This window comes from Dyadobacter chenhuakuii (genome assembly GCF_023821985.2).
In the GTDB taxonomy this organism is placed as follows: domain Bacteria; phylum Bacteroidota; class Bacteroidia; order Cytophagales; family Spirosomataceae; genus Dyadobacter; species Dyadobacter chenhuakuii.
In genome coordinates this window covers 22,782-46,154 of record NZ_CP099631.1, presented here as the reverse complement: position 1 = coordinate 46,154, position 23,373 = coordinate 22,782, and the positions used below count along the sequence as shown (strand labels likewise).

At 44.7% G+C, this 23,373-nt stretch carries 21 protein-coding genes; 8 read left to right on the top strand and 13 right to left on the bottom strand.

Going from position 1 to position 23,373, the window contains the following annotated elements; genetic code table 11:
• Positions 1-176: 176 nt before the first annotated feature.
• The 5 genes from NFI80_RS25370 (at position 177) to NFI80_RS25350 (ending at position 6,178) form a co-directional block, all read left to right on the top strand.
• Positions 177-1,154 carry a TlpA disulfide reductase family protein gene (locus NFI80_RS25370; protein ID WP_254414251.1) on the top strand — a complete coding sequence of 326 codons (978 nt, stop codon included), beginning with the start codon at positions 177-179 and terminating at the stop codon, positions 1,152-1,154.
• 177 nt (positions 1,155-1,331) lie between these two features.
• Positions 1,332-1,844, top strand: coding sequence for a hypothetical protein (locus NFI80_RS25365; protein ID WP_254414250.1), 513 nt, complete (start codon positions 1,332-1,334; stop codon positions 1,842-1,844).
• 164 nt (positions 1,845-2,008) lie between these two features.
• Positions 2,009-3,445: a TlpA family protein disulfide reductase gene (locus NFI80_RS25360; RefSeq protein WP_254414249.1), complete on the top strand. Its 1,437-nt coding sequence runs from the start codon at positions 2,009-2,011 to the stop codon at positions 3,443-3,445.
• 1,122 nt (positions 3,446-4,567) lie between these two features.
• Complete coding sequence (locus NFI80_RS25355; protein WP_254414248.1) at positions 4,568-5,341, top strand: hypothetical protein; 774 nt, start codon at positions 4,568-4,570, stop codon at positions 5,339-5,341.
• 198 nt (positions 5,342-5,539) lie between these two features.
• Entirely contained in the window at positions 5,540-6,178 is a 639-nt protein-coding gene (locus NFI80_RS25350) for a DUF4241 domain-containing protein (protein WP_254414247.1), read from the top strand.
• 321 nt (positions 6,179-6,499) lie between these two features.
• On the opposite strand, the gene NFI80_RS25345 is transcribed toward NFI80_RS25350, so the two are convergent.
• The 4 genes from NFI80_RS25345 to NFI80_RS25330 are packed head-to-tail and all read right to left on the bottom strand — an operon-like array spanning position 6,500 to position 12,482.
• On the bottom strand, positions 6,500-6,976 hold the full coding sequence (locus NFI80_RS25345) for a hypothetical protein (RefSeq protein WP_254414246.1): 477 nt from the start codon (positions 6,974-6,976) through the stop codon (positions 6,500-6,502).
• Positions 6,977-6,988: 12 nt separating this feature from the next.
• Positions 6,989-10,222, bottom strand: coding sequence for an error-prone DNA polymerase (locus NFI80_RS25340; protein ID WP_254414245.1), 3,234 nt, complete (start codon positions 10,220-10,222; stop codon positions 6,989-6,991).
• Positions 10,223-10,242: 20 nt separating this feature from the next.
• Positions 10,243-11,691: a Y-family DNA polymerase gene (locus NFI80_RS25335; RefSeq protein WP_310587990.1), complete on the bottom strand. Its 1,449-nt coding sequence runs from the start codon at positions 11,689-11,691 to the stop codon at positions 10,243-10,245.
• A gap of 53 nt (positions 11,692-11,744) precedes the next feature.
• Positions 11,745-12,482, bottom strand: coding sequence for an ImuA family protein (locus NFI80_RS25330; RefSeq protein ID WP_254414243.1), 738 nt, complete (start codon positions 12,480-12,482; stop codon positions 11,745-11,747).
• Between the two features lie 70 nt (positions 12,483-12,552).
• Here NFI80_RS25330 and NFI80_RS25325 point away from each other — a divergent pair, with 70 nt between their 5' ends.
• A complete protein-coding gene (locus NFI80_RS25325; RefSeq protein ID WP_254414242.1) occupies positions 12,553-13,377 on the top strand; it encodes an XRE family transcriptional regulator in 825 nt (274 codons plus the stop codon).
• 50 nt (positions 13,378-13,427) lie between these two features.
• Here NFI80_RS25325 and thpR read toward each other — a convergent pair whose 3' ends face one another.
• The 3 genes from thpR to NFI80_RS25310 form a co-directional block, all read right to left on the bottom strand.
• The gene (gene thpR / locus NFI80_RS25320) at positions 13,428-13,967 is read right to left on the bottom strand and encodes an RNA 2',3'-cyclic phosphodiesterase (RefSeq protein ID WP_254414241.1); all 540 of its coding nucleotides are present in this window, start codon (positions 13,965-13,967) and stop codon (positions 13,428-13,430) included.
• Between the two features lie 348 nt (positions 13,968-14,315).
• The gene (locus tag NFI80_RS25315) at positions 14,316-15,140 is read right to left on the bottom strand and encodes an SOS response-associated peptidase (RefSeq protein WP_254414240.1); all 825 of its coding nucleotides are present in this window, start codon (positions 15,138-15,140) and stop codon (positions 14,316-14,318) included.
• Between the two features lie 373 nt (positions 15,141-15,513).
• Positions 15,514-16,020 (bottom strand): hypothetical protein, encoded by a 507-nt coding sequence (locus NFI80_RS25310; RefSeq protein WP_254414239.1) that lies wholly within the window; start codon positions 16,018-16,020, stop codon positions 15,514-15,516.
• A 99-nt stretch (positions 16,021-16,119) separates the two neighbouring features.
• On the opposite strand from NFI80_RS25310, the gene NFI80_RS25305 reads away from it, so the two are divergent.
• Positions 16,120-16,275, top strand: coding sequence for a hypothetical protein (locus NFI80_RS25305; RefSeq protein WP_254414238.1), 156 nt, complete (start codon positions 16,120-16,122; stop codon positions 16,273-16,275).
• A gap of 37 nt (positions 16,276-16,312) precedes the next feature.
• Here the strand turns inward: NFI80_RS25305 and NFI80_RS25300 are convergent, their stop codons facing one another.
• A complete protein-coding gene (locus tag NFI80_RS25300; protein ID WP_254414237.1) occupies positions 16,313-16,627 on the bottom strand; it encodes a DUF6970 domain-containing protein in 315 nt (104 codons plus the stop codon).
• 504 nt (positions 16,628-17,131) lie between these two features.
• Here NFI80_RS25300 and NFI80_RS25295 point away from each other — a divergent pair.
• Entirely contained in the window at positions 17,132-17,728 is a 597-nt protein-coding gene (locus tag NFI80_RS25295) for a hypothetical protein (RefSeq protein WP_254414236.1), read from the top strand.
• A gap of 379 nt (positions 17,729-18,107) precedes the next feature.
• Here the strand turns inward: NFI80_RS25295 and NFI80_RS25290 are convergent, their stop codons facing one another.
• From NFI80_RS25290 to ligD, 5 genes are all read right to left on the bottom strand, one after another.
• Positions 18,108-18,737, bottom strand: a complete 630-nt coding sequence (locus NFI80_RS25290) for a hypothetical protein (RefSeq protein WP_254414235.1) — start codon at positions 18,735-18,737, stop codon at positions 18,108-18,110.
• A gap of 228 nt (positions 18,738-18,965) precedes the next feature.
• Positions 18,966-19,502, bottom strand: a complete 537-nt coding sequence (locus tag NFI80_RS25285) for a hypothetical protein (protein WP_254414234.1) — start codon at positions 19,500-19,502, stop codon at positions 18,966-18,968.
• Positions 19,503-19,582: 80 nt separating this feature from the next.
• On the bottom strand, positions 19,583-19,771 hold the full coding sequence (locus tag NFI80_RS25280) for a DUF2188 domain-containing protein (RefSeq protein ID WP_254414233.1): 189 nt from the start codon (positions 19,769-19,771) through the stop codon (positions 19,583-19,585).
• Positions 19,772-19,790: 19 nt separating this feature from the next.
• Positions 19,791-20,573, bottom strand: a complete 783-nt coding sequence (xth, locus tag NFI80_RS25275) for an exodeoxyribonuclease III (protein WP_254414232.1) — start codon at positions 20,571-20,573, stop codon at positions 19,791-19,793.
• A gap of 24 nt (positions 20,574-20,597) precedes the next feature.
• Positions 20,598-23,291 (bottom strand): DNA ligase D, encoded by a 2,694-nt coding sequence (gene ligD, locus NFI80_RS25270; RefSeq protein ID WP_254414231.1) that lies wholly within the window; start codon positions 23,289-23,291, stop codon positions 20,598-20,600.
• Positions 23,292-23,373: the final 82 nt, after the last annotated feature.

Below are 23,373 nucleotides of genomic sequence, written 5' to 3'. Positions count from 1 at the left end.
GTAGATTGATTGATATTATTCCAAAACATAAATTAAGTTTAGAACAAGTTACTTGGCTACACATCTTTTAGTCCCTTTCGGAAATGCGAGTAATATCACCGTCAAAAAAGACTACTGTCCTTTTCATCTTAGCCTTACTTGTTAGCAGTTGGAGAGTAGTCGCTCAAAGTTGCATTTTGACCGGCGAGATCAAAGGCATTGGCGATACCCCGATTCAATTCAGATACATTCAGACTGGCATTAATAAAATAGATACGGTTGTCGCCAAAGGCGATCGCTTCCGGTACGTTGCTCAAAAGCCTGACGACGGCATGTTCGATATTTTCATTAAAAACCCGGCCTGGAGAGGCGTTTGGTTTGAAGCCGGAAACCTTACCGTTTCGGGCAACATCGACAAACCAGAGCAACTGAAAATCAAAGGCACTAAGGAAAACGACCTGCTTACAGCCTACAATCAAACTAAATGGGCTTACCGTCAAAAGGCGATAGGGCAATCTGCCGAAGTGGTAGAAAAATTGAACGAAGAACAAAAGCTGAAAACCTGGGCGTTTATGAAACTGAACACGCCTTCCGTAACGTCCATGTACTTATTGAACGGGCTAACCAAAGACCCAAGTCTTACAATTGAAGATCTGGACACAGCCTTCCATGAATTTCCCCCGCAGATACGCGAAAGTTACTTTGGTAAAAAAGCCGAGGAACGCATTGAAATTATCAAAAATCAGCCTGTAAGAGGCAAGAGAGCTCCGGATTTCAAACTGGTTTCCTCCAAAGGCGATTCAGTACAATTATCTCAGCATTTAGGGAAATATGTGCTGCTTGATTTTTGGGGGCATTGGTGCGGACCGTGTATCCGGTCGATGCCTGAACTTCGGGCATTTCGTGAAAAGTATAAAGGTGAAGTCACCATGATCGGCATTGGTGCCGAATGGGGTGAGGACAAAGAAACCTGGCTTAAAACCATAGAAAAACACCAAGCCAACTGGATTCATCTCACTGACTTTCAGTTTGATCGGGGTGAGGTAATGAAAGCTTACAATATCTCCGAATTCCCCACGTATTTCCTTATCGACCAGAAAGGTGTTGTAGTAGCCAGGGAAAACAATTTCCGCGCAATAGAAAAAATCGTAACAGAAACGAAAGTCTTCCGATAAATTGATATTGGAGAAGGAACTATGGATCGGCGGATCCTGGTATTTACAGTTAGAAAAAGTGAATGTTCCATACGGCCACAGAAGGCAAAAATGATGTATTGGCAGCGGATGTGTACAAGGTGATCTGGAAAGTGATGGATTTTAAGACATATACGGTAACATATTAATTACATACTTATGAAAAGCTTTTTGGTGTGCATGCTTGTTATTTGCGGTGCATGGCCTGGAAGCTGTCAGTTCTTGAACAAACCTGTCTTTGACTTTGCCAGATTAAATGACATCCCAGAAATTGATTCTATAATGGACATCAGCAGCCTAAATGAATCGGCATATAATAAGCTTATCGATAGGATGTACACCCTGGACCAGAAATACAGAATTAAAGTAATGAAAGGTTGGTCTTCCAAACGAAATCCACATCCCCGTGACCAAGATCCAAAGACACTTAGAGATTGGCAGTTAATGGCGATCAACGATCAATCCATCCAAGCGTTATTTTTGAGGTTATTAAAACTATACAAATGGCCAACACAGACGGGAGAACAGGGGAGCGCTGTGAAGGCCTGGTACATTGCCTGGCATGCGCCTGCTAGACGCAAAAAGCTATTCTATCCTTTTATAGTCGAAGCTGTTAAAGACAAGTCGCTTGGCAGCAAAACATTGGCTCCTTTCAGAAAAAGTATGTATTAATTGATCAAATTTTAACATGTATTTTTCCCCAAAGCCTTGATAGCCTTCATATTCTTAGCTGTATTTCAGCTTACCCGGCAGTACGCCATTTGCAAGGAATCCACGCAAATGGATATCGAAAAGTAACAGACTTAGTATTTTAACAATTAAGTGACTTCAATTTCATGCAAATAATTAAGATTGTATTACTAGCATCTATCATTATCGGCGGGCATTTGTATTCATTTGCTTTGGATGTCAGGGTTACGGTTAAGGCGAATAATATGGCCAATCAACCTGTTCTTTTGTCACGGCCAAACCTGCTTACGTTTGACGTCGATACAATCGCGGTTAAGAAATTTGGTCCTGAAGGACTGGCCTCGTTTGCAGTTCCGGTGGATAAGCATCTTTTCGTGAATCTGACAATTGGTCAACAAATGTGTACGATGCTGCTGAGCGAAGGAGACGCGCTGCATGTCACATTTGATAAAGAAGTTGCTCCCTCGTTTGGATTTGCAGGGCGAGGTGCTGGCGCTTCGACTTACCTTGCTGAATCAGACGTAATACGAAAGCAATTAGAAACAGTTGACGGTAAGCATATCTCCGGACTGGATGAAAATGCGTTCGTCTCGGCAGTTGGAAAAATGAATGCGGCTTACGAAACGCTCAACGCCGACTTTTTTAGTAAATACCCGATCGCCAAAAATATAAGATATCTGCTTGAACAGCGGAATATGCTAAGCATAATAAATGCTAAGATGAATTTTGCTGCAATAAACCAATTCGCGGATCCCCCAAGAGAAATAGCTCCATCCATTAAAAACAGTTACAAGAATGTGCCCTTAAGCGACCAAATACTGGACGCAGGTTTGTATGATTATGGACTGGCCCTAGCTTTCTACTCACAGGCGAGTATCTACGATTTTATTCAAAAAGGCAAAACGCCCGAGCAAGTCAGGGAAATGAGCGGCCAGACTGCTATGGTTGCTGATGATTTAATTGTTAGCAATGGTTATCCTGCACATGTGAGCATGTTGCTGCGTATACGCAATTTGATGGACGTACTATCTACTGGAAAAAACGATGTAACCGATTCGTTGATTGTTCGGTTAAAAAAAGAGCAAACTTACAATCCCTATGAACCCCAAGTGTTAAAGAAGTACGCAATGTGGGACAAACTGGCACCCGGTAAACCAGCACCCTCAATAACTGGGGTTACACCAAACGGTCAGACACTTTCATTAGCTGACCTAAAAGGTAAAGTTGTTTATGTTGATGTTTGGGCAACCTGGTGTGGACCTTGCATAGCTGAGTTTCCGGCATCCAAAGCATTGCAGAAGCTACTTGCTGACAATGAAAATGTGGTGTTCCTATATGTTTCGATAGACAATAAGCAACAGGGATGGAAACGGTATCTTGAAGCTAATAAGGATATAAAGGGGTTGCACATTAATATATCAGACGATGCGGAGATCCATCGTTTCCTAGAAAGTTATCAATCTGCATCTATTCCCAAGTACATCTTGGTTGACAAGGAGGGTAAGCTAGCAGATGTTAATGCCCCACGGCCATCTTCACCCCAAGCTTATGAGGCGATTACCAGAGTTTTTAAGGCAAGGTGATTTAACTGTGTAAATCCACACGTTTAAAATAATAATACAAACAAAGCACCAGGGGCGATAAAGCTCGTATGCTTTAGTTAGGGTATATAAAGTAATTATTTTTTAAGTGTTCCCGCATTAATATTTAGGCAACTATATGCTACTTAGGACAAGAAGGCAACAACGAGCGAATGCCCTAAAAGTGAGCTTTACCTTTAACAACAGACAAAGAAAAGAGGCATTTAGCCTCTTCGAAAAATATTCCCTTAAATAGCTCTCTATTTACACATATGTAATGTGAAGGCGGATTACCTTTCCGATCCATCTTAAAATTCTGTCTATCATGGCTTCTATGACTTATTTATAAATAATCCTACGGCCGCTCGTTTTACCAACTAGCCAAAATGGAAGGAATATAATCCTTAGTGTCCAGCGAAGTAGATTTTTCATAGTCAAGTGGTTTGTCAAAAGCAATATACTGAGAATCCAAGCACTATTTCAATGTTGTCCCAACTGCTACATAGTTGCCTCTTTTTCAGTTTCCAAAAGCCGTTGCTCCAAGGCTTTCAGATAAGACGCGTCGGTTTTCTTTTTCATGTTTTGGATAAATGATTCGAGAAATAGATACGGTTTTAATCGATGCTTAAAGTACCAGCGGTTCAGACAACGAAGTTGTGTCTGTGAGATGTGTAGATGTTTATGGATCTCATGCTTATCCGCTCATTCAGCACGATAAATTTCCACAACTTTTCTTTTAAAAAGCAGTGACTTTCTACTTTTTTTATTTCTTTGTAAGTCGTTAGCATTCATGATGTTACTATTAAAGTGTACACTAAAAACAGTAACATATGGTTTGTTGTATAATTAACATTATGTTAAATAGAGCTTTGCCAATTGTATTATCCATAGGGCTCATTCTCTCTATTCTATCTACTCTATTGTAGAAGCGTATCTCTTCATACTAAACCATCTCCCACTTACAGTAGATACGTTGTAAATAGATTAACAGACCTTGCAATCGGAAATAGGGGTAAATTGACAGTTGATCATGTAAATAAAGTAGTTCAGGAAATGGAGGGGATCATTCAAGGCGAATAATAGTGGAATGAGCTTGAATAATTATGTGAAACAAATCAACAGCTAGTGGAATATCTAATATTTAAAGACGACGGTGGGGAGCCTAAAGTAACAGGCGTAAGAGATGGATCAGCTCAATCGTGGTTCGATGACGATTTTTGGTTAAGAAATCCACATATAAAGCAATTTATGTGGCCTAAAAATCCATCCGATCAACGTTTCAGTATGGGAGTTCCTCCTGAGTTTGATCTTGACTTTATCGGTCTGCCTATGCACAAAAATGCAAAGCATACAGACTTGATTTACCTTACTCCACTACTTAACGGCCTTGTAATTTCCTCTAAGTTTCGGTCGTTATTGGAAAGGTTTCGGTTGCCAGGTCATAGATTTTATCCTGTATCTTTTAATCAACGAGACAAAAAAACAGGGGAAACACATCAAATCAAGGACTACTGGTATTTATTTTTTGAAAAGGAAACAGGTGAAATGACGATTAATTTTTCTGCTTCAACATTCGATTTTAGTTTTCATGCCCAATATTTAAAACTAGCAGAACAAAATTTTCCGGTTCAATCATACGAAGATTATATGCGTATTTTCTTTGATACAGGAACAGCCCTAAGTGCTACAAAATTAGTTTTCAATAGAGATTTCAATAAAGAGTTGGACCTGTGGGGTTGTAAGTTTTTATCAACAAAGAACTATATTTCCAATAGACTTCTTGCTGCGCTAGTGGAATCTAAGATCACTGGATATCGTACTATAGATCTAGAAAGAGCTAAACAAATCGCAAAGCTAACTGGGGTCCCCAGCTGCGAACTGGTGTTTGAAATAGAGTGAAGACTTACAAAATGAGAGCGCCTTGAAATTAACACCGATATTATTAAAACAAACATTACAATGTTCGTCTTAATAGATATATTGAAAATACATTTACTCCTAAAATATCTTTCATGTGGTTTAGCAATATCCGTTATCAAAGAATAGTTTTCTAAACAACATATAAGGGCCACTTCAACTATCAAGCGTACATTCATTATGAAGCCTGAACTAGACTATTTAGAATTTATTAGTAAATGTTTCATAAACGGACACCATATTCAGATGCCCATTGAGATCCCATCAAACCCTTCAGTTAATATTTTTTTTGCGAACACCCAGGTTGGCAATCTTAGGGTTAAATCTGGCCAACTTGTTGCCGCTGATGCATTGGAGGTGGATTCGGTCACTCCGTTTGATATGCTATTCCCCGTTGGAGAATTTCCTGTTCAATTGTCCCTTATGAAAGTAGAAGGCGATGAGCGGATTGCGTTTTCCCGAATATTGTTCTCTGAGGAGCATAGCGTAAGAATAGACATGGCGACTAAGCTAGTGAAAAATGATGAAAGTGATGAATTTTCGGTTGATTCCGGTACGGCTTGTTATCTCGATATAACCGTCTTGGGTGATCTGGACCAAATTACTGACGACGATGAAGATTGGTTTGAGAAGATCGAAAAAAAGATGAATGACAACTATGAACATACCCGCAGCTGGTACCTGCTAGAACTTGGAACTTCTAATATAGCATTCTTCACTGCTGGGTTCGGCGATGGCACATACAAATCTTATGTCACCTATGATGCGAACAATAATATTACCCAATTAATCACCGACTTCAATTTGTTCGTAAATTAGAGTGGACATATCTACTAAAATTGGTTGACAGTAATCAGTGCGTCAATAATGAGCACTCTGTAGATTCCTAATACGCTCTTTTTGTACTGGTACATTTAAGTGGCAATGAGCTTGACTAGGTGGTGATAGCCGACAGATGCAAGTGGCTGAAAAGTATGTAGGCATGAATAGCTTTCGCAATGCTGGCCTATGCTGATGAAAAAGGAAAAACAGCTTAACTGCATCCTTAGATTATGCAATGCCTGAAAGACTTAACATGTTGCATTCTTAACAACCGAAATCTATCAAAATTGAGTATTTGGCTAAGATGCTGTCGGCGTCTTACTTAATCACCTCGCAAGCCTCCCATTGATACTGCTCCCCATTTGATATGATGTGGGCCATTAGATGCCCGTCTTCAAATGTCAATTCAATGCTAGCCTTTTCATCTGACACAATACCAATGTTAGCAGTTAGAAAAGAATGAATATTCTTTTGGTAGTGCTTGATTACTCTGGCTTGCCAGTCCCCTTCCTTAAACTTGCTAACAAAAACGACGTATCTAGGATCATTAAAGAGCTTGGCGAATTTATCCCGCTCAGCCCGCACATCCAGCATTTTCCCTTCCTGGGCCGTTAGCTTGGCTGCATGTTTTTGAGCGGCCTTCTGGTCTTGGTAGGGCGTCGCTATAAAAGCCTGGCCGTCTGGCAAGCCTGGCCACCTAAATCGCTGCACAACAATAAAATATTTACCACTATACATCACGTCTTTTAGAGTAGGCATATCCAGGACTACAAATGGATTGTACGATGCAGTCATATGCTTGGCTGTTTATTTGAAATTGCGGCCTGATGGGAAGATTTCCAATTGGACGTCTTTCATTCTTACCTGCGTTTTCTTGTTCACGGCCGCTGACGCGTATTCATCTTTTTCGTCAGCACGGGAAAGCGTTTGCACGTCCGGATCTTCGCCGCTAGCAGCATTGAGCTCGCGAAGCATTGGGGATGCATCATAGCAGTGACGGACGATCACATGGACAACTTCACCTTCAATCTGCAACTTGCCTTCTACCATCAAAAGCCGCGCGCGCAGGATTTCCTTGCGGTACTTTTCAAAAAGGTGTTGAAAGACAACCAGGTTGGCTACGCCGGTCTCGTCCTCGATGGTAATGAAGCAAACCCCACCAGCTGTCCCGGGCCTTTGCCTGACCAGCACCAGGCCTGCTACACGGACAATCGTTCCCGCTTTACGGCTGGAAAGACCCTGGGTTGCAACGACGCGTTTGGCTATAAGCTGCTGCCGCACAAAGCTTACCGGATGCGCTTTAAGCGAAAGGGAAGTGGATGCATAATCCTGCACGACATGTTCAGCCGGGGTAAGCTTTGGAAGCTCGACTGGCTGCTCGAATGCGCTTTGCGACTGCTGACCGGTAAAAAGGCCAAACGGCCGGTCAGCCAGCGCCGTTGCTTCCCACATAGCCCGCCTGCGGTCTAGACCCATTGAGACAAATGCATCGGCATCAGCAAGCTTTTCAATGGCACCCTGGGAGACGCCCGCATCACGAACCAAATGAATGGATGCATAAGGCTCGGATCTTGCCGCAACCAGCAGCTCCATTTCATCTTGCCTGATCCCTTTTACCTGCCGGAAACCCAGCCTGATCACTTTATATTTCCCTTCGGCTGGTTCCAGCATGTTGTCCCAATAAGACAAATTCACATCGACGGGCTTTACCACAACCCCATGCTTTCGGGCATCAATAATGATTTGGGCAGGCTGGTAAAAACCCATGGGCATACTGTTAAGCAGCGCAGCAGCAAAGACATCTGGGTAATAGCATTTGAGCCAGCAAGACACATAGACCAAAAGGGCGAAACTTGCCGCATGGCTTTCGGGAAACCCGTAGCTTCCAAAGCCTTCCAGCTGCCGGAAGATCCTTTTAGCATAATCTTCCGAGTAGCCACGCGACGTCATACCATCGATCAGCTTCTTTTCAAATTGCGAAACCATCCCGCTCAGTTTAAAGGTTGCCATGCTGCGGCGCAACTTGTCGGCTTCTGCCGGCGTGAAGCCTGCGGCTACAATGGCGATTTTCATGGCCTGCTCCTGAAAGAGTGGTACGCCCAGCGTTCGCCCCAGGATCGCTTCCAGCTCTTTGGATGGATACTCGACAGCTTCTTCTCCATTCCGGCGTCGCAAATACGGGTGCACCATATCCCCCTGAATGGGCCCGGGCCTTACGATGGCGACCTCAATAACCAGATCATAGAAATCTTTGGGTTTCATCCGCGGCAGCATGGATTGCTGCGCGCGGCTTTCAATCTGAAACACACCAATAGTGTCCGCGTGCCCGATCATATCATAGACCACCGGGTCATCCTGGGGCACATTAGCAAGCGTCAGGGAAAGACCGTAATGCTCGCTAGCCAAATCAAACGCTTTCCGGATGCAGGTCAACATCCCTAGTGCCAGAACATCAATTTTAAGAAAACCAAGCGTATCGATATCATCCTTGTTCCATTCAATGTTAGTACGTCCCGGCATCCTGGCATTCAGGATCGGGCAAAGATCTGTGATCTTGCCCTGCGTGATCACAAAGCCGCCCGTATGCTGGCCCAGCTGCCGGGGAAAGCCCATAAACTGGCGTGTCAAATCCAGCACTTTAACCAAATGCGGGTCATCGGCATTAAAGCCCTGCTCAGTGATGCGCTTACCTTCAAACCATTCGTCTGTAAATTCCCAAATTGAGCCAGAGAGCCGGTTAATGGCATCGACAGACATGCCCATGGCTTTGGCCACATCACGGATCGCCCCTTTCTGGTGCTGCTGGGTCACCGTGGCGACAATTGCCGAACGGTCACGTCCATACTTTTCATAAATGTACTGTATGACTTCCTCGCGCCGTTCATGCTCAAAGTCCACATCAATATCAGGCGGCTCGTTTCGCGCCGATGAAATAAAGCGCTCAAACAACAGATCAAACTTGGTTGGATCCACACTCGTAATTCCCAAGCAAAAACAGACGGTCGAGTTGGCCGCCGAGCCACGCCCCTGGCATAAGATACCTTTCTGACGCGCAAACCGCACAATATCATATACAGTCAAAAAGTAGGCTGCATAATCCATCTCTTCAATGAATTTCATTTCATGGTTTATGGCATTTACCACCTTGTCCGGCAGCTGCTCACCATAAAAATCCCTGGCCCCTTTCCATGCCAGATAGGTAAGTTCTTCCTGCGGCGTGCGGCCTTCACTGGTGATCTCTTCTGGATATACGTATTTCAAACTGTCAAGCGTGAACTGGCATGCATCGGCGATCTGCTGACTGCGTCTTATTGCATCTGGGTATGCCCTGAACAGGCGCACCATCTCTTTCTCTGGTTTCAGGTACCGCTCTGCATTTTGGTGCAGCAAAAAGCCTGCATTATAGATCGTACACTTTTCACGGATACAGGTTAAAATATCCTGTAACTGCCGGCGCTCGGGATGGTGATAGTGCACATCGTTGGTAGCCACGAGCGGGATGCCAAGTCGGTCAGCAATTTGCGAAAGGCGGTAAAGCTTTTTGGCATCGTTGCCCATGTAACCCCGGCAGGCCGAAATGTAAAGCTGATCACCTAGCGCAGCGCGGTAGTCTTTAAGCGCCCTTTCAAAGCCAGGTTCAAAATCAAAATCTGCATTGAGCTCATCAGGTGCAACGGCTATGAATATGATCCCTTCGCTATGCGCGTATACATCTCTTCGGTAAAGTGCGCATTTGCCTTTCTCTGTCCGCAGGTTACCCGTTGAAAGAAGTCCAGACAGCCGGGCATAGGCCAGCTTATCTGTTGGGTATGCAAGAAGGCTTGGGCCATCAATCAAATCAAGCCGCGCTGCGGGGATGATCTGAATATCCTTCTCACGCGCCGCAGCATGGGCGCGCACGATCCCGGCCAAAGTGTTGCGGTCGGTGATGGCTATTTTCTTATAGCCAATCGCAGATGCATATTCGACCAGTTCCTCGGGATGCGAGCCGCCCCTGAGAAAGCTGAAATTTGTCGTTACCTGTAATTCAGTATAAGCCATGCCTGGGATTTGTTTAAGACTTATGCGAAATATCCATGTATAAACCATTCAGGTTTGTTATCATCCTGGTAGTGGCCGAGCCTGAATATCCAGAAGCGGGCCCCTGCTTCATCTTCGACGGTATAGTAATCGCGGTGCAGGCCCTGCTGGATCCACCATTCTTGTTCAATTCGCTCGGGACCATCTGCCCTTTTTATCTTGTGGACTTCTCCCTGATAGCGGAAAAGCATGGGCGGGTAATCCGGAACGGGGGCTGAGACTTCTACCCTCTGGGGTTCTGGTAGCAAATGCACGGGCCGGGGCCGGTCAATGCGCCAGGTAGTCTGCGGCTGCTCTTTTAAAGAGGCTGCTTCAACGGTGCAGCGCTCTGGCCAGTAGTGCTGGGCGGGCAGGTAGCGATGGCTAATGTCGGGGCCTGCCCTTGCAACCAGGCGGTCAAGGAGCTCTGCAATTTCCACCCATTTGTTTGCCGCACCTATATTAAAGAGCTGGTCTTGCTGCTCTCCAAGCGGTTCTACTATCGGTGCCTCCAATACAAAAAGCTCAATGCCCAATGCCGGCTCAATGGTTGGGATTTTTAGCTCAAAGAGTTTAAACAAGTGCCCGGCGCTGCAACTGGCAAAGCTGGTGCCAATCTCCACTTGCCGCATTTCACCGTCAATCCGGTAGCATTTCAGTACCGCTTTGCGAACCCCCTGCCCTTCTTTGACAAGCCGGCTGCACAGCATTTCCAGCAGCTTTTGCATGGCAATCTCAATGCCTGGTGCGGTGCGGATCGGTTCCAGGCAAGGCAAGCGCTCAGTAAATGGCTCAGGTGGTTGGATCGGCTCGAAGGCTTCATGGACATGGCCAAGCGCCTGCCCTAGCCTGTCCAAAAGTGCTTGCCCGAAACGCCTTTTAAGCACAGATGGGGCAATATAAACAAAGCTCTTGATCTGATAAAACCCAAGCTTATGCATCTTTTCGAGCGTGATCTGCTCTAAACGCAGTGCCGTGGGCGGCAAGGCCAGCAGTGCATCAAGCTGCGCGCCAGGTGCAACGATACGCTCGGATTTACCGTACCGGCAAACAGCCCACGCAGCAGCGATCGTATCTGCCATGGCTGCGCGCGCATCATAACCACTGCCTTTCAAGCGGGCGACGATGTCTTTGAGGTAAGCCATCTCACCACCCCATAAATGCGTGCAGCCGGTTGCATCCAGGATCAATCCATCATCAAGGTCAACCCCTGCAAGTGGCGTGTAGCGTAGCGCCCATTTGGCAAGGGCAGCCAGAAGTTTCCCTGCCAGCTCGGAATCGTCTTCGATCACCTCCAACGAGGGCAAAACAGCCCGCGCATCTGCCACTACCATGCCTTCCACAATCCCGCAGCCCCTGGCCTGTGGGCTGGCTGCTTTGACAACAACCCGGCCGCGGCTGGGCGCAGCCAGAACAAAAGGGGTGCCTGCCAGCTCCGGCCGTTTTAGCACGAGCCGGTCTGTGGTCAAATCAGGGAACCATATGGATACAAAGCGCGCCATCCCTACCCTACTTGAAGCAGCTCGCCCGTATGCTGGCTATCCTGCGTTATGATGGATTTTAAATTCTGATTTCGCCATTCTACCTGCCAGCTGCCTGGCTGGCCGTTGCGGATTTTTAGCAGCTGCACATTCCAGCGGGGATGCCCTACCCCTGGAAGCTCGTTTTGCCCTTCTGTCGGCAGCGGGGTAACCTGCCACCGGCAGACGGCGGCAACCGGGTTCATACTACGTGGATTTATCCTATGCAAAAGGCCGGTCACCCTACTCTGCTCGCAGGCAAGTTGAAGCCGCCGGGATGCAGTTAGCCCAATTTCTTGTACCTGCCCTACTACTGCTGAAAGCGCCTGGCAACGAAGCCCTTCCTCAATCATCCAGAGCAGGTCACGCTCCTTTTTGACGTCAATAAATATAACCCTTTCAGGTGCTACCCCAAAGAAGCTTAAAGCTGGTGGGAAAACAGTCCTGTGCATCCCGACCCAAAGGCAGATACCATCCTGCTTCATTATAAAACCTGCAAGGGCGGCCATAAAACCGCTGGTTGCTGCGGATTGCCGCTGGTCCGTACTGATAAATTCGTGCATAGCCCCAACTGGAAATGCCCCCTGGGGAAAGGCATCCTGGATTGGTCCTAATCCTGTCCCCATCTGTTTATGGTGTGAAGCCACACGTATGCCCTGCAAGGAAAGGATTTCGGCTCTCAGCCTGGTAATCAGCTCATTTTTATCAGTTGCAGTTTCCATATCATAGCATTTATTTCTAGCTTTGATATTATTAATAACAAAGTTGTGATTTCAATAATAACATTATGCCATGACAAGCGCAAAATTTTTTTTCCACACCAACATCCGTTTTTTGCGCGACCGCAAGCGGCTGACCCAGGATGATTTTTCACAAAAGCTTGGTTTAACCCGTGTTAAGCTGGCTTCCCTTGAAGCAGGAAGGACAGAAAACCCCACCGCAGCTGACCTGATGAAATTTTCAGATTTCTTTCATATCAGCATTGACACGCTTTTCCGCGTTGACCTTACCAAACTCTCAGAGTTGAAGCTGCGAGAACTGGAATCAGGAAGTGATGTCTACATTACCGGTAGCAATTTGCGGGTACTGGCTATTTCAACGGATCAGACAAGTAAAGAAAATGTCGAGTATGTGCCCATCAAAGCGAAGGCAGGTTATCGTCATGGGTATGCTGACCCGGACTTCATTGCCAAGCTTCCCAAGTTTTCTATGCCTAACCTTCCTGCTGGCGGCACCTTCCGGATGTTCCCAACGATTGGTGATTCCATGCTGCCACTTCCCGAAGGATCTGATGTGATTTGTCAGTTTGTGGAAGACTGGACACTTTTAAAGCCAGGCACACTATGCATTGCCATGCTGCGCGGGGAGCAGGATTTTGTCTTCAAAAGGCTCACTGTTGATCCGGTCAATAAAACAGTGCTTTTAGAATCACTCAACCCATTGTATGAGCCTTACCAGGTGGTGGCCAGTGACGTGTTGGAAATATGGAAATACCATAGCTATCAGTCCAAGGACCTGCCAGAGCCTGTTTCCCAGATGCACCACATTGCCCAGACGGTCAATGAGATATTAGAGCGGATGAAAGTTGTGGAAGAAAAAGTGGGTGGATCTGTATGAAGTGGTAATTCTAGTATCAAATCCAGAATATGAAAAATTAAGAACCCAATTTACGGGTTGGCACCTACCGAAGCAACATGAGTGTATTGCGAGGCGAATCCTAAATTGAAACTATCATACAGCACAATTTTGAGTGCTTCAAATCGAATAGCTTCTGAAAATTTGTGGCCGATAATAGCTTCGGCCTGTTTAATTTCTGCACCCTTTAAGTTGCGGCACAAAGTAATATGGGGTACAAAGGTGGGGTATTGCTGGCTGCTATATTCAGCAAATAAAGCTTTCACTTGATTGTTTAAGTCTGTTAGCGCCTCTAAGTCGTCAGCAACGTTAAGATATACACCTTGAAGCTTATCGTTTTGATAGAACCCTTGAATACTATCAATTGAAATGGTAAATGAATCGAAGCTAATAGATTCGAAACGGTCCACTACTACCGCCAATTCATTGACAGTACCCAAAAATAAAAGTGTAATGTGATAGTTTCCCGGTGCCTGCCTTCTGAGAAAAGCCAGATCAGGGAGGTGCTGTTGAATTTGTTCTGCGGTGTCAAGGCCAACTGCCACACCAATAAATAAACGATTACGCCTCATATCTCAAAAGTAACCGTTTTTTTAGAAGCAACCTGTTTTAATAATTACCAGACTCAACCCCGCAAGAAGCGATCCTAACTATCTTTTTTTTCATTCTCCATTACTCAAAATAAGGGCCCCGCCCTTTACACTCAGCAATAAATGCCCAGATCTTATCTTTATTTTGCCGGTCCCTAGCAACTACAAATTCCCCCACATACAAGGGTGTCGAATCCCAACGCTGATCCAAATCCTTCGATGGTAGAGAAGTTTGGATCCGCCCAATTAGGTATGATACTCAATTTGGAGTTAAATAAATCTGCATCGTCAATTGGAAGGCCACTCAAAAATGATTGTATCAAATATTGCTTAAAATAGAGACATCTGGGCTGGCTTAAACGAGCCTGGATTATCTAAGGCCTCAATTTCAGGATATGTTACCAAGTACGGTATTTCTGTTGGGCTTTGCTGAAATTTTTGATTGATCGTCTCTGCTACCATCAGCTCCTGTGGCATTTGGTAGGTAGCAAGTTCTGTAATACGCTGCTCGGTAAGATCTTCCATGGCCCACTCCCATGCCAAATCGTCTGGAAGTATCGTTGGCATCCGTTCCTTTGAATTGTGGACTTTGGCGGCAAGCTCGTTTGCGGCCGTGGTAACCATTGCAATTGTATCCACGTTCTCCCCGCTATCCTGATCTGTCCAGTTATTATAGACACCAGCAATGTAAAAATACGGCCGGTCTTTAACCATGATCTGGTAGGGAAACTTATCGGGGGTTTTAAGGTTTTCGCCAGTCCTTTTATTTTTCCTGTAAATATGCCGCCACTCGTAATACCGGTCCGAGATGATCAAGCATCTACGCTCCAGGGCCGATTTGCGGAACATTTTCTCCTTACCGTTTTCACCGATCAAAAGCAGCTCCTCCCCTTTCGCATTTTCGGTATCATATTTTTTTCGGAATTCTTTCGCTTGATCCCTATTACGTACGTTGCTTGGCAGAAAGCTCCATTCCATCGTCACGATGTCAAAATTGGTTTTATCAAGCGTTGGTTTAATCACCGCAAGCGGGGCGCACTCGATTGCATTTACAACCGGCCTTTTCAAAGCATCAATGTCTTTAATAGCCTTTTCCAGTTTCTTCAACTCGATAAATTCAACCTTGGTTACCCTCTGACCGTTGTAAACACACATATCACTTCAAGCTTTTAAAATGTTTAACAATTTCCGGACCAATCAACTGGGCTTCAGGCATCCGACCCTCAGGAATCGATGTCCAAACTTTCTTATCGTTCAAGTTCACTAACCTGGTCAAAACCAGCTCTGGCCGTTTATCCGGAAATGTCACAATAAACAATATCCTATCATTTGCGTTTCTGACCGATATATTCAGGACTTGCCCTTCTACTGTAACTTGAAAATCGTCGGCGTTGAACATAACATCAAAAAGTAAACTTCAGTGCTGGATCCTTGGGACTGTTCTCATTAACGACTACTGCGAATTGCTGCAACACTATTTGTTTCGCAACTGGGTCCTCCCTTTTGTATTTATGAGCGCGGACGTTATTTAAAAGCTATCAGGATCAACAACAACTTTCATTGTATCTGAGTGTGTCTTATGAAATCCACCTTGATAAACGTATATTTTATATGTGGCATTGCCGACTGCAGGCTTATAAGAGCTTAACATAATTTTTTGGCATCTGGGACGCATTTCAATATCAGTAATCTGGTATAAGCCTGCTGGGACAATGAATGTTTGGTTTTGAAGAACCGGTACCTGGTGAGCTATGAAACGCTTCATGATACTCTCATCTAATGGGATATTGTAATATTCAAAAAGGCCTTTGATTTGGTCAGAGAGGGCTTTTCGAATTGTATTAAGGCTAATCCTACGTTCAAGCGGTATATCGATTTTGATAACAGAGTCAAAAGTGCCCTGCGCATATGGAGATGCATTTTCGTCCAAATACTTGGGGCAATCAGCGCACAGCACTGGCGTGCCCGGCTCCATTAAAATGACATCGCCTATTTTCAAATATCTGTCATCCCGAAAATTCCTGTTACTTACCATGATTGATGTTATTGATACCACAATCGAGATATCAAAAATATCAATATTGTTCTGTATATTTCTTTATCGAATAGAGATTTTAGAAAGTATAGGAATAGCATGGAACTGATTGTGGCCGAGCAGAGCCAGGCTGTCGAGCAGAACAAGAGGGAAAAGAAGGAGCTGGCGGAACAGCCTGAAATCAAATTTAAGCAGGAGCAGCAGAAAAAGAGGCTTCGGGTTTGGGATGTGAAAATAATTTCAGCTCGCAATTGATCGGGATAAGCCCCAAAAATAAGTTGTAAGAAAGACCTTACTTTCCACGCTTGTCTTCCCAGATAAGCTTCTGATCGGTGGCTTTCTTATGAAAATCAGTGCACGTGCCGTTACCGGCTCCTCCAAGTCCGCCATCGGGACTACATATTGAGTGACAATTATCATCGAGGAGAACGCTGGGAATATCGCAGCATTTGGCAGGGATATAATAAACTGTGCGACCCTCATATTGATAGCGGTAGATCTTTGCTGGGGGATTATCGACCTCTCCGTTTTTGAGATCCTCAATGATCTTTTTGACACAGCTTGGCGTGTCCTGTGCGATGTCATTGTCAGAACAGCTAAATAGCAATATTACAGCCAGAAGAAGTAAATAAGTTTTCAACATATGTTTTAAAATTCAAGACTCGTATTTAGATGACACACCGCCGATGAAATTGGTTGTGATACTAGTACAATCCAATCACTTACTGGTCAATAGATTAAAAAACAACGCATACATACTATTGTTAAGTGTCTGTTCGAAAGATTAGAGACGCAAAGCCTCCCAAATGTTCTAAGCTAGACAATCCTTTGATAAACTATCTGCCCCCCCCTTTCGGTTCAAAAACCATGACAAAAAACCAGAAACCCGCCGGTTAGTTTTTATAACCCCTTTTCATGTTAAGTGACGGAACACAGAACAAGGACCTGGTGGCCGATAGAGGAAAGTTCCTGGTTTTGTACAAGAAAACGGGACTTTATTCTATATTTCAATCTAGCCGATTTGTTTTACTAAGTCTATGAAACGCGTTGTATATAATTACATGATAGAGTATATTACGGTTACATTAGCTGTTGAAAACTACTCTATTTCATGAGAAATCAATTCATGTTTGTCTTGTTTGCTATGCTTTTTTCTATCGAATCGTTCTCGCAAAACGCTAATTCGATTTTTTTTACATACTCTCTTTCTAATCCGGAGCCTGTTTACAATAGGTCGGTTGATGGTGGTGCTGGGTACAAGGCGGTTGCCTCAAATTCGTTTGGCTTACGTTATTTTGTAAAAAGCAACAAGATTATCACACTCGAAACAGGGATTGATTACAGCTCATTCCATTTCAAGCTCGACTATGTAGGCATACCGGATATAGCTATTCCAGACATTACGCAGTCCATAAAAGTAATTTCTGTTCCGGTTTACGCACATTTAACATTTCTAAGATATTTATTTGTAAATGGTGGTTTACTATTTGACCTTGAAATTGACAAAAAAGTAAGCGATATAGATAAACAGACTGGTATTGGTCTGGGTTTAGGTATTGGATTGAAATACAAATACAGGAAAGTTAATGTCTTCTTGAATCCATTTTTCCAGCGCCATGGAGTGGTTGGTTTGGGAAAACAGGATAGTGGTACCCGACAGAGTATTATCAATCCTGGTGGCAGAATTGGCATCGGCTATTCTTTTTAAAATTTTCTATTTAGAACCAAGGCAATCAATTTTGCTTCATGAAACGGTCCATTTCATGAGACAGATTTTATGCTAAGTGACGGAACACAGAACAAGACCAAGGCAGCGCCTTTTGGAAAGTTTTGGGATAGTACAAGGAGAGCGCACTCTTTCCAACTTGTTCCGGAGCAGCAGCTGCACCAGGTTGAAGCAACCGTTAACTAATCTGATCTTCCAATTGGAAGATTTCTTTGATCATTTTTTCAAATGTCCGAGCTATTTTTAAAGCTAAGACTGTTGAAGGAATGTAGCGCCCAGTTCAATCGAATTTATTGTTTGTGCAAGTTTAGTAATCACATTGGAGTGACAATAGCAGAGAACCGTTGTGCAAGTTTAGTAATCACATTGGAGTGACAATAGCAGAGAACCGTTGTGCAATTATGTACGGCTGGCCTAAATTCAGTTCGGTTGTTGTAATAGCTTCATTGCCAACAATAAGTGTTTTGTACTGTCCATCATTCTTCCTAAGATTTTTTGGAGTAAAGTTTAAATTGTGTTTTTGGAAAATAGTTAGATAGGATTTAATAAGTGGTTCAGGCAATTCAATTCCAGTTTCCTGGGCAGTGTTTAACCTTTTCGACATCCCAAAAACAAGCGAGTGGAAATTTATCCAATTCCCAGAAACCTGCTGATGAACTAAGTATAACTCCCCTAATAGACTTGGAAGGTCAATAACTGGCCCATGAAGGATGAAATATTGGCTGGTTTGGTAGTTCCAGAGAATTGGGTGATTGTCGTAAAGGTTGATTTGCTTATAGCCAACACCAGTCTCAATCATCCGGGACTCCGCGGAGTAAGCAAGGCCATGAGCTTGCAAGCTACATTCAAACAAGACTTGTTCAGTCAAGTCATTGAAGATCTGAAAATCCATTTCGAAAGTTGAGCGCGTCATCCGGAGCGACTTAGTTGAAATAGATAAATTATCAAAAAATTCCTTTGAATTGGTTAAATCTATCAGGTCAGAAAGCATACGCAGTAGGAATGTTCAAAGGATTAAGATATGTCCAAAACAATTCGATGCAACCAATTTACACTGAAGTCCAAATAACGTCCGTTTCCTGCTACTCTGGCTGGCTGCCGCCAGGCGCATCAAGAACTGCCGGAAAGCGGCTTAAATAGCCATCTCGCAAATCAGCAGGAGAAATTACTGAGTTCGTAAAACACCATAAAGTTAGCGATCATCTCATCATGACCATGGTTAAAGAAGTGGGAATAATGGCAAACTTTCCTGGGTTAAGGGAAGGTCAAACTCGACATATCCACTTGCTTCACGCGTCAGCAGAAGGCGGCTGACTAGAAACGACTTAACACGCTTAGGTTGAAAATGCGAAACTGCCTCCATTGTTTCATCGTATGACATTGGAATCTCACTAGCAATGAGCCATTCTACATCTTTGATCGGTACCATTGCAATGCCCTGGACCAGCGACTGTTTAAAGGCATTGTACTGCTTGGTTTTTTTAATGCTCAGTAAAAGCTCATACGGGTTTTCCTTGTTCTGGTAACTTCTGGTTTTGAAAGCTCCAAATTCCAGCCGAAACCTTCTGAGTGCTAAACCTTTTAAGATTTGGCGGTAGTCTTCAATGTTATCACCACTTTCCACTTGGCCAATAAGCAGGCCCTGCTGTGTAATACCAGCAAACTCCGCCAAAGAGAAAGGAAGATTACCAATGACTTCCTGATGTATTTCGTGCGGAATGTCGATTACAACATTTACTGTGCTGACGTTTTTCATTGGAATTGGTTATGTCGTCCTAAATAACGGACTTTGGGGCGTTAACTTAGTAAATATTGCTAACGGACTCCCATTAAGCATTATTCATTGTTAGCTTTATTTTTCAAATCATCGAAATACTCCCGGGCCTTTTTTAAGCCTGTTGCAATAGCAATGCCTTCGTCTGTGCCATCAAGCAACAGGGCATTGGCAATCTCTACCGCTTTCTCCCGAATTTTTAGCGGTTGGTTTTTATAGGATGGTGGGTAATCTCCATTATACCAGGGCATAGCAATATTAGGTTAAATGTTAATTTTCATTTTCCAAAAGCTCGATCCATGCTGGTGCATGGTCACTTGACTTTTCCCACCCACGAACATGCGTGTCGACACCTGCCCCGATCAGGCGGCCGGCAATCTGAGGGCTTAAAAGCAGGTGGTCCAGACGAAGGCCGGCATTGCGGCCATAGGCATTTCGAAGGTAATCCCAGAACGTGTATACGGTTTCCTGTGGGTACAAGTGCCGAATAGAATCTGTCCATCCCTGGTCAACTAATTCTTTATATGCTTTGCGGGCTTGGGGGAAATAAAGTGCATTGCTTTCCCACCGCTCGGGTTTATAAACATCCCTCTCTGTGGGTATGACGTTATAGTCCCCTGCTAAAACAACTGGGACTTCTTCGGAAAGTAGGTATTTTGCATGCTTCTTTAATCTTTTCAGCCAGGCAAGCTTGTATTCGAACTTCGGCCCCGGAGCAGGATTTCCATTAGGCAGGTACAGGCAGCAGATCAGCATCCTGTCAACGATTGCTTCTATATAGCGGCTATGATCATCCTGATCATCCCCAGGCAATGTATTTCTGACTTCTTGAAGCTCTTTTCCCTTTGCCAGGATAGCTACACCATTCCACATCTTTTGTCCATGCCAGACAGCATTATATCCAGCATCCAGCAGCGCTTTTTTGGGAAATTTGTCCTGCGGAGCTTTCAGCTCCTGCAAACAAACAATGTCAGGCTGCGCTTCGGCCAGCCACCTGAGCAGTACCTGCAAGCGCCCATTAATCCCGTTTATATTATATGTGGCTATCTTCACTTTTTCTTAGGCTATTCGAAGTTTTCAGTCTTCCCCAACGATCTTGCGCAAATCAATTCCTTTTCCCAGCACGGGACTGAAAAGGTCGCCCTGGCCTTGCAGCCGCTCCATTGCGTTAAAAATCGTGAAATCAGACATTTTAAGCCCTGGTTTTACTTCGTCCCAGTGCAGCGGCATCGACACGGTTGCACCGGGTTTGGGACGTACGGAGTATGGTGCGGCCAGCGTTGCGCCAGGACGGTTTTGCAGGAAGTCCAGGTACATTTTTCCATTCCTGGCTTTAACTGCCCTTTCCAGACTCGTGAATTCTGGTATTTGACGGTGTACGAGCGTTACAACAACCCTTGCAAATTCCTTGGATTGCTCATAGGTATACTGGCCTTCAAAAGGAATATAAATATGGATGCCGGTTGACCCACTTGTTTTAGGATACGATGGCACGCCCAGCTCGTCCAATACGCTTTTTGTGACCTGCGCAGCCTGGACCACCTGGTCAAACGTCGTTTTGTCGGCGGGATCTAAATCAATCACGCACCATGTAGGGTTATCAGGGTTATCGGTCGTTGAGCTCCACGGATTGATTTCAATCGCACCCAGATTTGCCATGTATAGAAGCGTTGCTTCATCGTTTGCAATCAGGTAGTTCTTGTCTTCGGGCTCATCATTGCTATGATAAAGATAGGTGGTCATCCAACTGGGCACCTTGCCAGTGACATCCTTTTGGTAAAAGCTGGGACCTTTAATACCACCCGGATGCCGGTTAAGTGATTCTGGCCTGTCTTTCAGGTAAGGCAAGATGTAGGGCGCAACCTGATAATAGTAATTGAGCATCTGGCGCTTGGTTATCTTTTCATCCGGCCAGTAGATTTTGTCAAGGTTTGTAAATTTAAGCTCCTGCCCATTGAGTTTTTTGCATTGTGTCTTCTCTTTGGGGTTCAAAAGCGTTTTAACCGCGCTGCGTTGTGGGGGCTTTATTACGTCTTTGATCGTCGGGCCAGGAGTTTTCTCGATTACTTCCTCAGTATCTGATGCGGTCTCAATGACAACTTCCCTGGCATTCTTGTCTTCCCTAAGTGCTAGGAACGATGGGTGGCGAAACACGCCATCTTCCGTGATTTCCGTAAAATTAATCTCACATACGAGTTCCGGTTTAAGCCATGTTGCGCTTGCATGTGGCGGGTTACGGCGAAACCGGGATGGTTTATTATAATCGGGCATGGCGTCAAATGGCGCGTCTTCAATAATGAGAGGCTTAAATTGCGCAATCATCTCCCTTTGCTGTTTATCATTGAAGCCGGTCCCAACCTTGCCTACATATTCCAGGCGGCCATGGCGGTAAGCGCCCAGCAGCAACGCACTAAATGATTTGGGTGAACCATCATTCTTTGTGTAGCCCGCGATGATGACCTCCTGCCTTTTCTGGACTTTAATTTTAAGCCAGTTTTTTGAGCGGTCACCAGGCACATAAGTACTATCCGACCTTTTGGCAATGATCCCTTCCAGTCCCATGTCTTTGGCAACATTGAAAAAATCTGTCCCTGTGGCCTGGACACTGAAACCGGTGCGGATAATGTCATCTTCTGGTATTAGCGAAAGAAGCACGGCACTTCGCTCCTGCTGGGTCAATCCCATCAAGTTTTTGCCGTCCAGCCAAAGCACGTCAAAAACGTAGAAAAGGAGCTGCCCGTCCGCTTCGCTTCGCCAGTTTTGAAGATTATTGAAATTGCTTATGCCATTCTCATTGACTACGACGATCTCACCGTCGACGACCGCATTCACTCCCCATCTCTTGACAGCGGCAAGCACCGGATAAAATTTATCATCAAAGGATTTGTTATTCCGGGATTTCAGCTCTGCTTCTGCCCCATTCATGAAGGCCAGCGCGCGGTAGCCATCCCATTTAACTTCATATTGCCATCCTTCATCGTCGAAAGGGGCGTCCACGAGCGTAGCCAGCATAGGTTTGATGGTATTATCAAATTTACCTTTCGGGGCTTTTGTCAAAATCGCTGCGACGTCCGTGGCCGGCTGCGGCACCTGCGTATCATCGGGATCAACTTGCTTTTCAAGTGTTTCTTTAACTGCCTTTTTTGAGGCCGTCTTTTTGCCTCTTTTTTTATCGCTGCCATAGACGTTATCGCTACTTGCTGCGATCTGCTGTAAGTCCAGACCAGAAACGACAGATTTATCTTGCAGTGCTACGTCGTCCTTTGAGGCATACTCGTCTTCCAGTTTCATTAGCAGCCATGCATTCTCTCCCCTACCATGCGCTTTGACCAAAGCAAAGCTGCCATTGAGTTTCTGTCCATTAAGCACAAATTTAATCTTGCCCGAGTACAGCTGGTGAAGCAGTTTCTTTTCGTTGTCCTTTTTGTCTTTTGCTGGATCTTCCCAAGGCTCGAAGGTGCCCTGGTCCCAGACCATCACCGTCCCCCCACCATACTCCCCTTTGGGGATAATCCCTTCAAAAGTGCGGTAATCATAAGGGTGATCTTCAACCATCATTGCAAGCCGCTTTACATCCGGATCCAGTGAGGGCCCTTTGGGAACCGCCCAGCTTTTAAGCACCCCGTCCATTTCCAGACGAAAATCGTAGTGTAGATGTGATGCAGCATGTTTTTGTACAACGAACCGAAGAACCTTTTTATCAGGTTTTCCGCCAAATGGCTCGGGCGTTTTACTTGAAGACCGCTTTTCATTGTATTTGGTAAGGCTCATAACACGTGATAGGTAAGAGTTTGAGATCCAGAAAACTTATCCATCAAAGTATGTGCCAAGCGTTCGGGTACGGCTTTTTTAT

Excerpts from the sequence above, each read along its gene's own strand:
- NFI80_RS25365 (WP_254414250.1), top strand. The coding sequence starts at position 1,332 with ATGAAAAGCTTTTTGGTGTGCATGCTTGTTATTTGCGGTGCATGGCCT.
- NFI80_RS25360 (WP_254414249.1), top strand. The coding sequence starts at position 2,009 with ATGCAAATAATTAAGATTGTATTACTAGCATCTATCATTATCGGCGGG.
- NFI80_RS25350 (WP_254414247.1), top strand. The coding sequence starts at position 5,540 with ATGAAGCCTGAACTAGACTATTTAGAATTTATTAGTAAATGTTTCATA.
- NFI80_RS25345 (WP_254414246.1), bottom strand. The coding sequence starts at position 6,976 with ATGACTGCATCGTACAATCCATTTGTAGTCCTGGATATGCCTACTCTA.
- NFI80_RS25340 (WP_254414245.1), bottom strand. The coding sequence starts at position 10,222 with ATGGCTTATACTGAATTACAGGTAACGACAAATTTCAGCTTTCTCAGG.
- NFI80_RS25330 (WP_254414243.1), bottom strand. The coding sequence starts at position 12,482 with ATGGAAACTGCAACTGATAAAAATGAGCTGATTACCAGGCTGAGAGCC.
- NFI80_RS25325 (WP_254414242.1), top strand. The coding sequence starts at position 12,553 with ATGACAAGCGCAAAATTTTTTTTCCACACCAACATCCGTTTTTTGCGC.
- thpR (WP_254414241.1), bottom strand. The coding sequence starts at position 13,967 with ATGAGGCGTAATCGTTTATTTATTGGTGTGGCAGTTGGCCTTGACACC.
- NFI80_RS25315 (WP_254414240.1), bottom strand. The coding sequence starts at position 15,140 with ATGTGTGTTTACAACGGTCAGAGGGTAACCAAGGTTGAATTTATCGAG.
- NFI80_RS25310 (WP_254414239.1), bottom strand. The coding sequence starts at position 16,020 with ATGGTAAGTAACAGGAATTTTCGGGATGACAGATATTTGAAAATAGGC.
- NFI80_RS25305 (WP_254414238.1), top strand. The coding sequence starts at position 16,120 with ATGGAACTGATTGTGGCCGAGCAGAGCCAGGCTGTCGAGCAGAACAAG.
- NFI80_RS25295 (WP_254414236.1), top strand. The coding sequence starts at position 17,132 with ATGAGAAATCAATTCATGTTTGTCTTGTTTGCTATGCTTTTTTCTATC.
- NFI80_RS25290 (WP_254414235.1), bottom strand. The coding sequence starts at position 18,737 with ATGCTTTCTGACCTGATAGATTTAACCAATTCAAAGGAATTTTTTGAT.
- NFI80_RS25285 (WP_254414234.1), bottom strand. The coding sequence starts at position 19,502 with ATGAAAAACGTCAGCACAGTAAATGTTGTAATCGACATTCCGCACGAA.
- NFI80_RS25280 (WP_254414233.1), bottom strand. The coding sequence starts at position 19,771 with ATGCCCTGGTATAATGGAGATTACCCACCATCCTATAAAAACCAACCG.
- ligD (WP_254414231.1), bottom strand. The coding sequence starts at position 23,291 with ATGAGCCTTACCAAATACAATGAAAAGCGGTCTTCAAGTAAAACGCCC.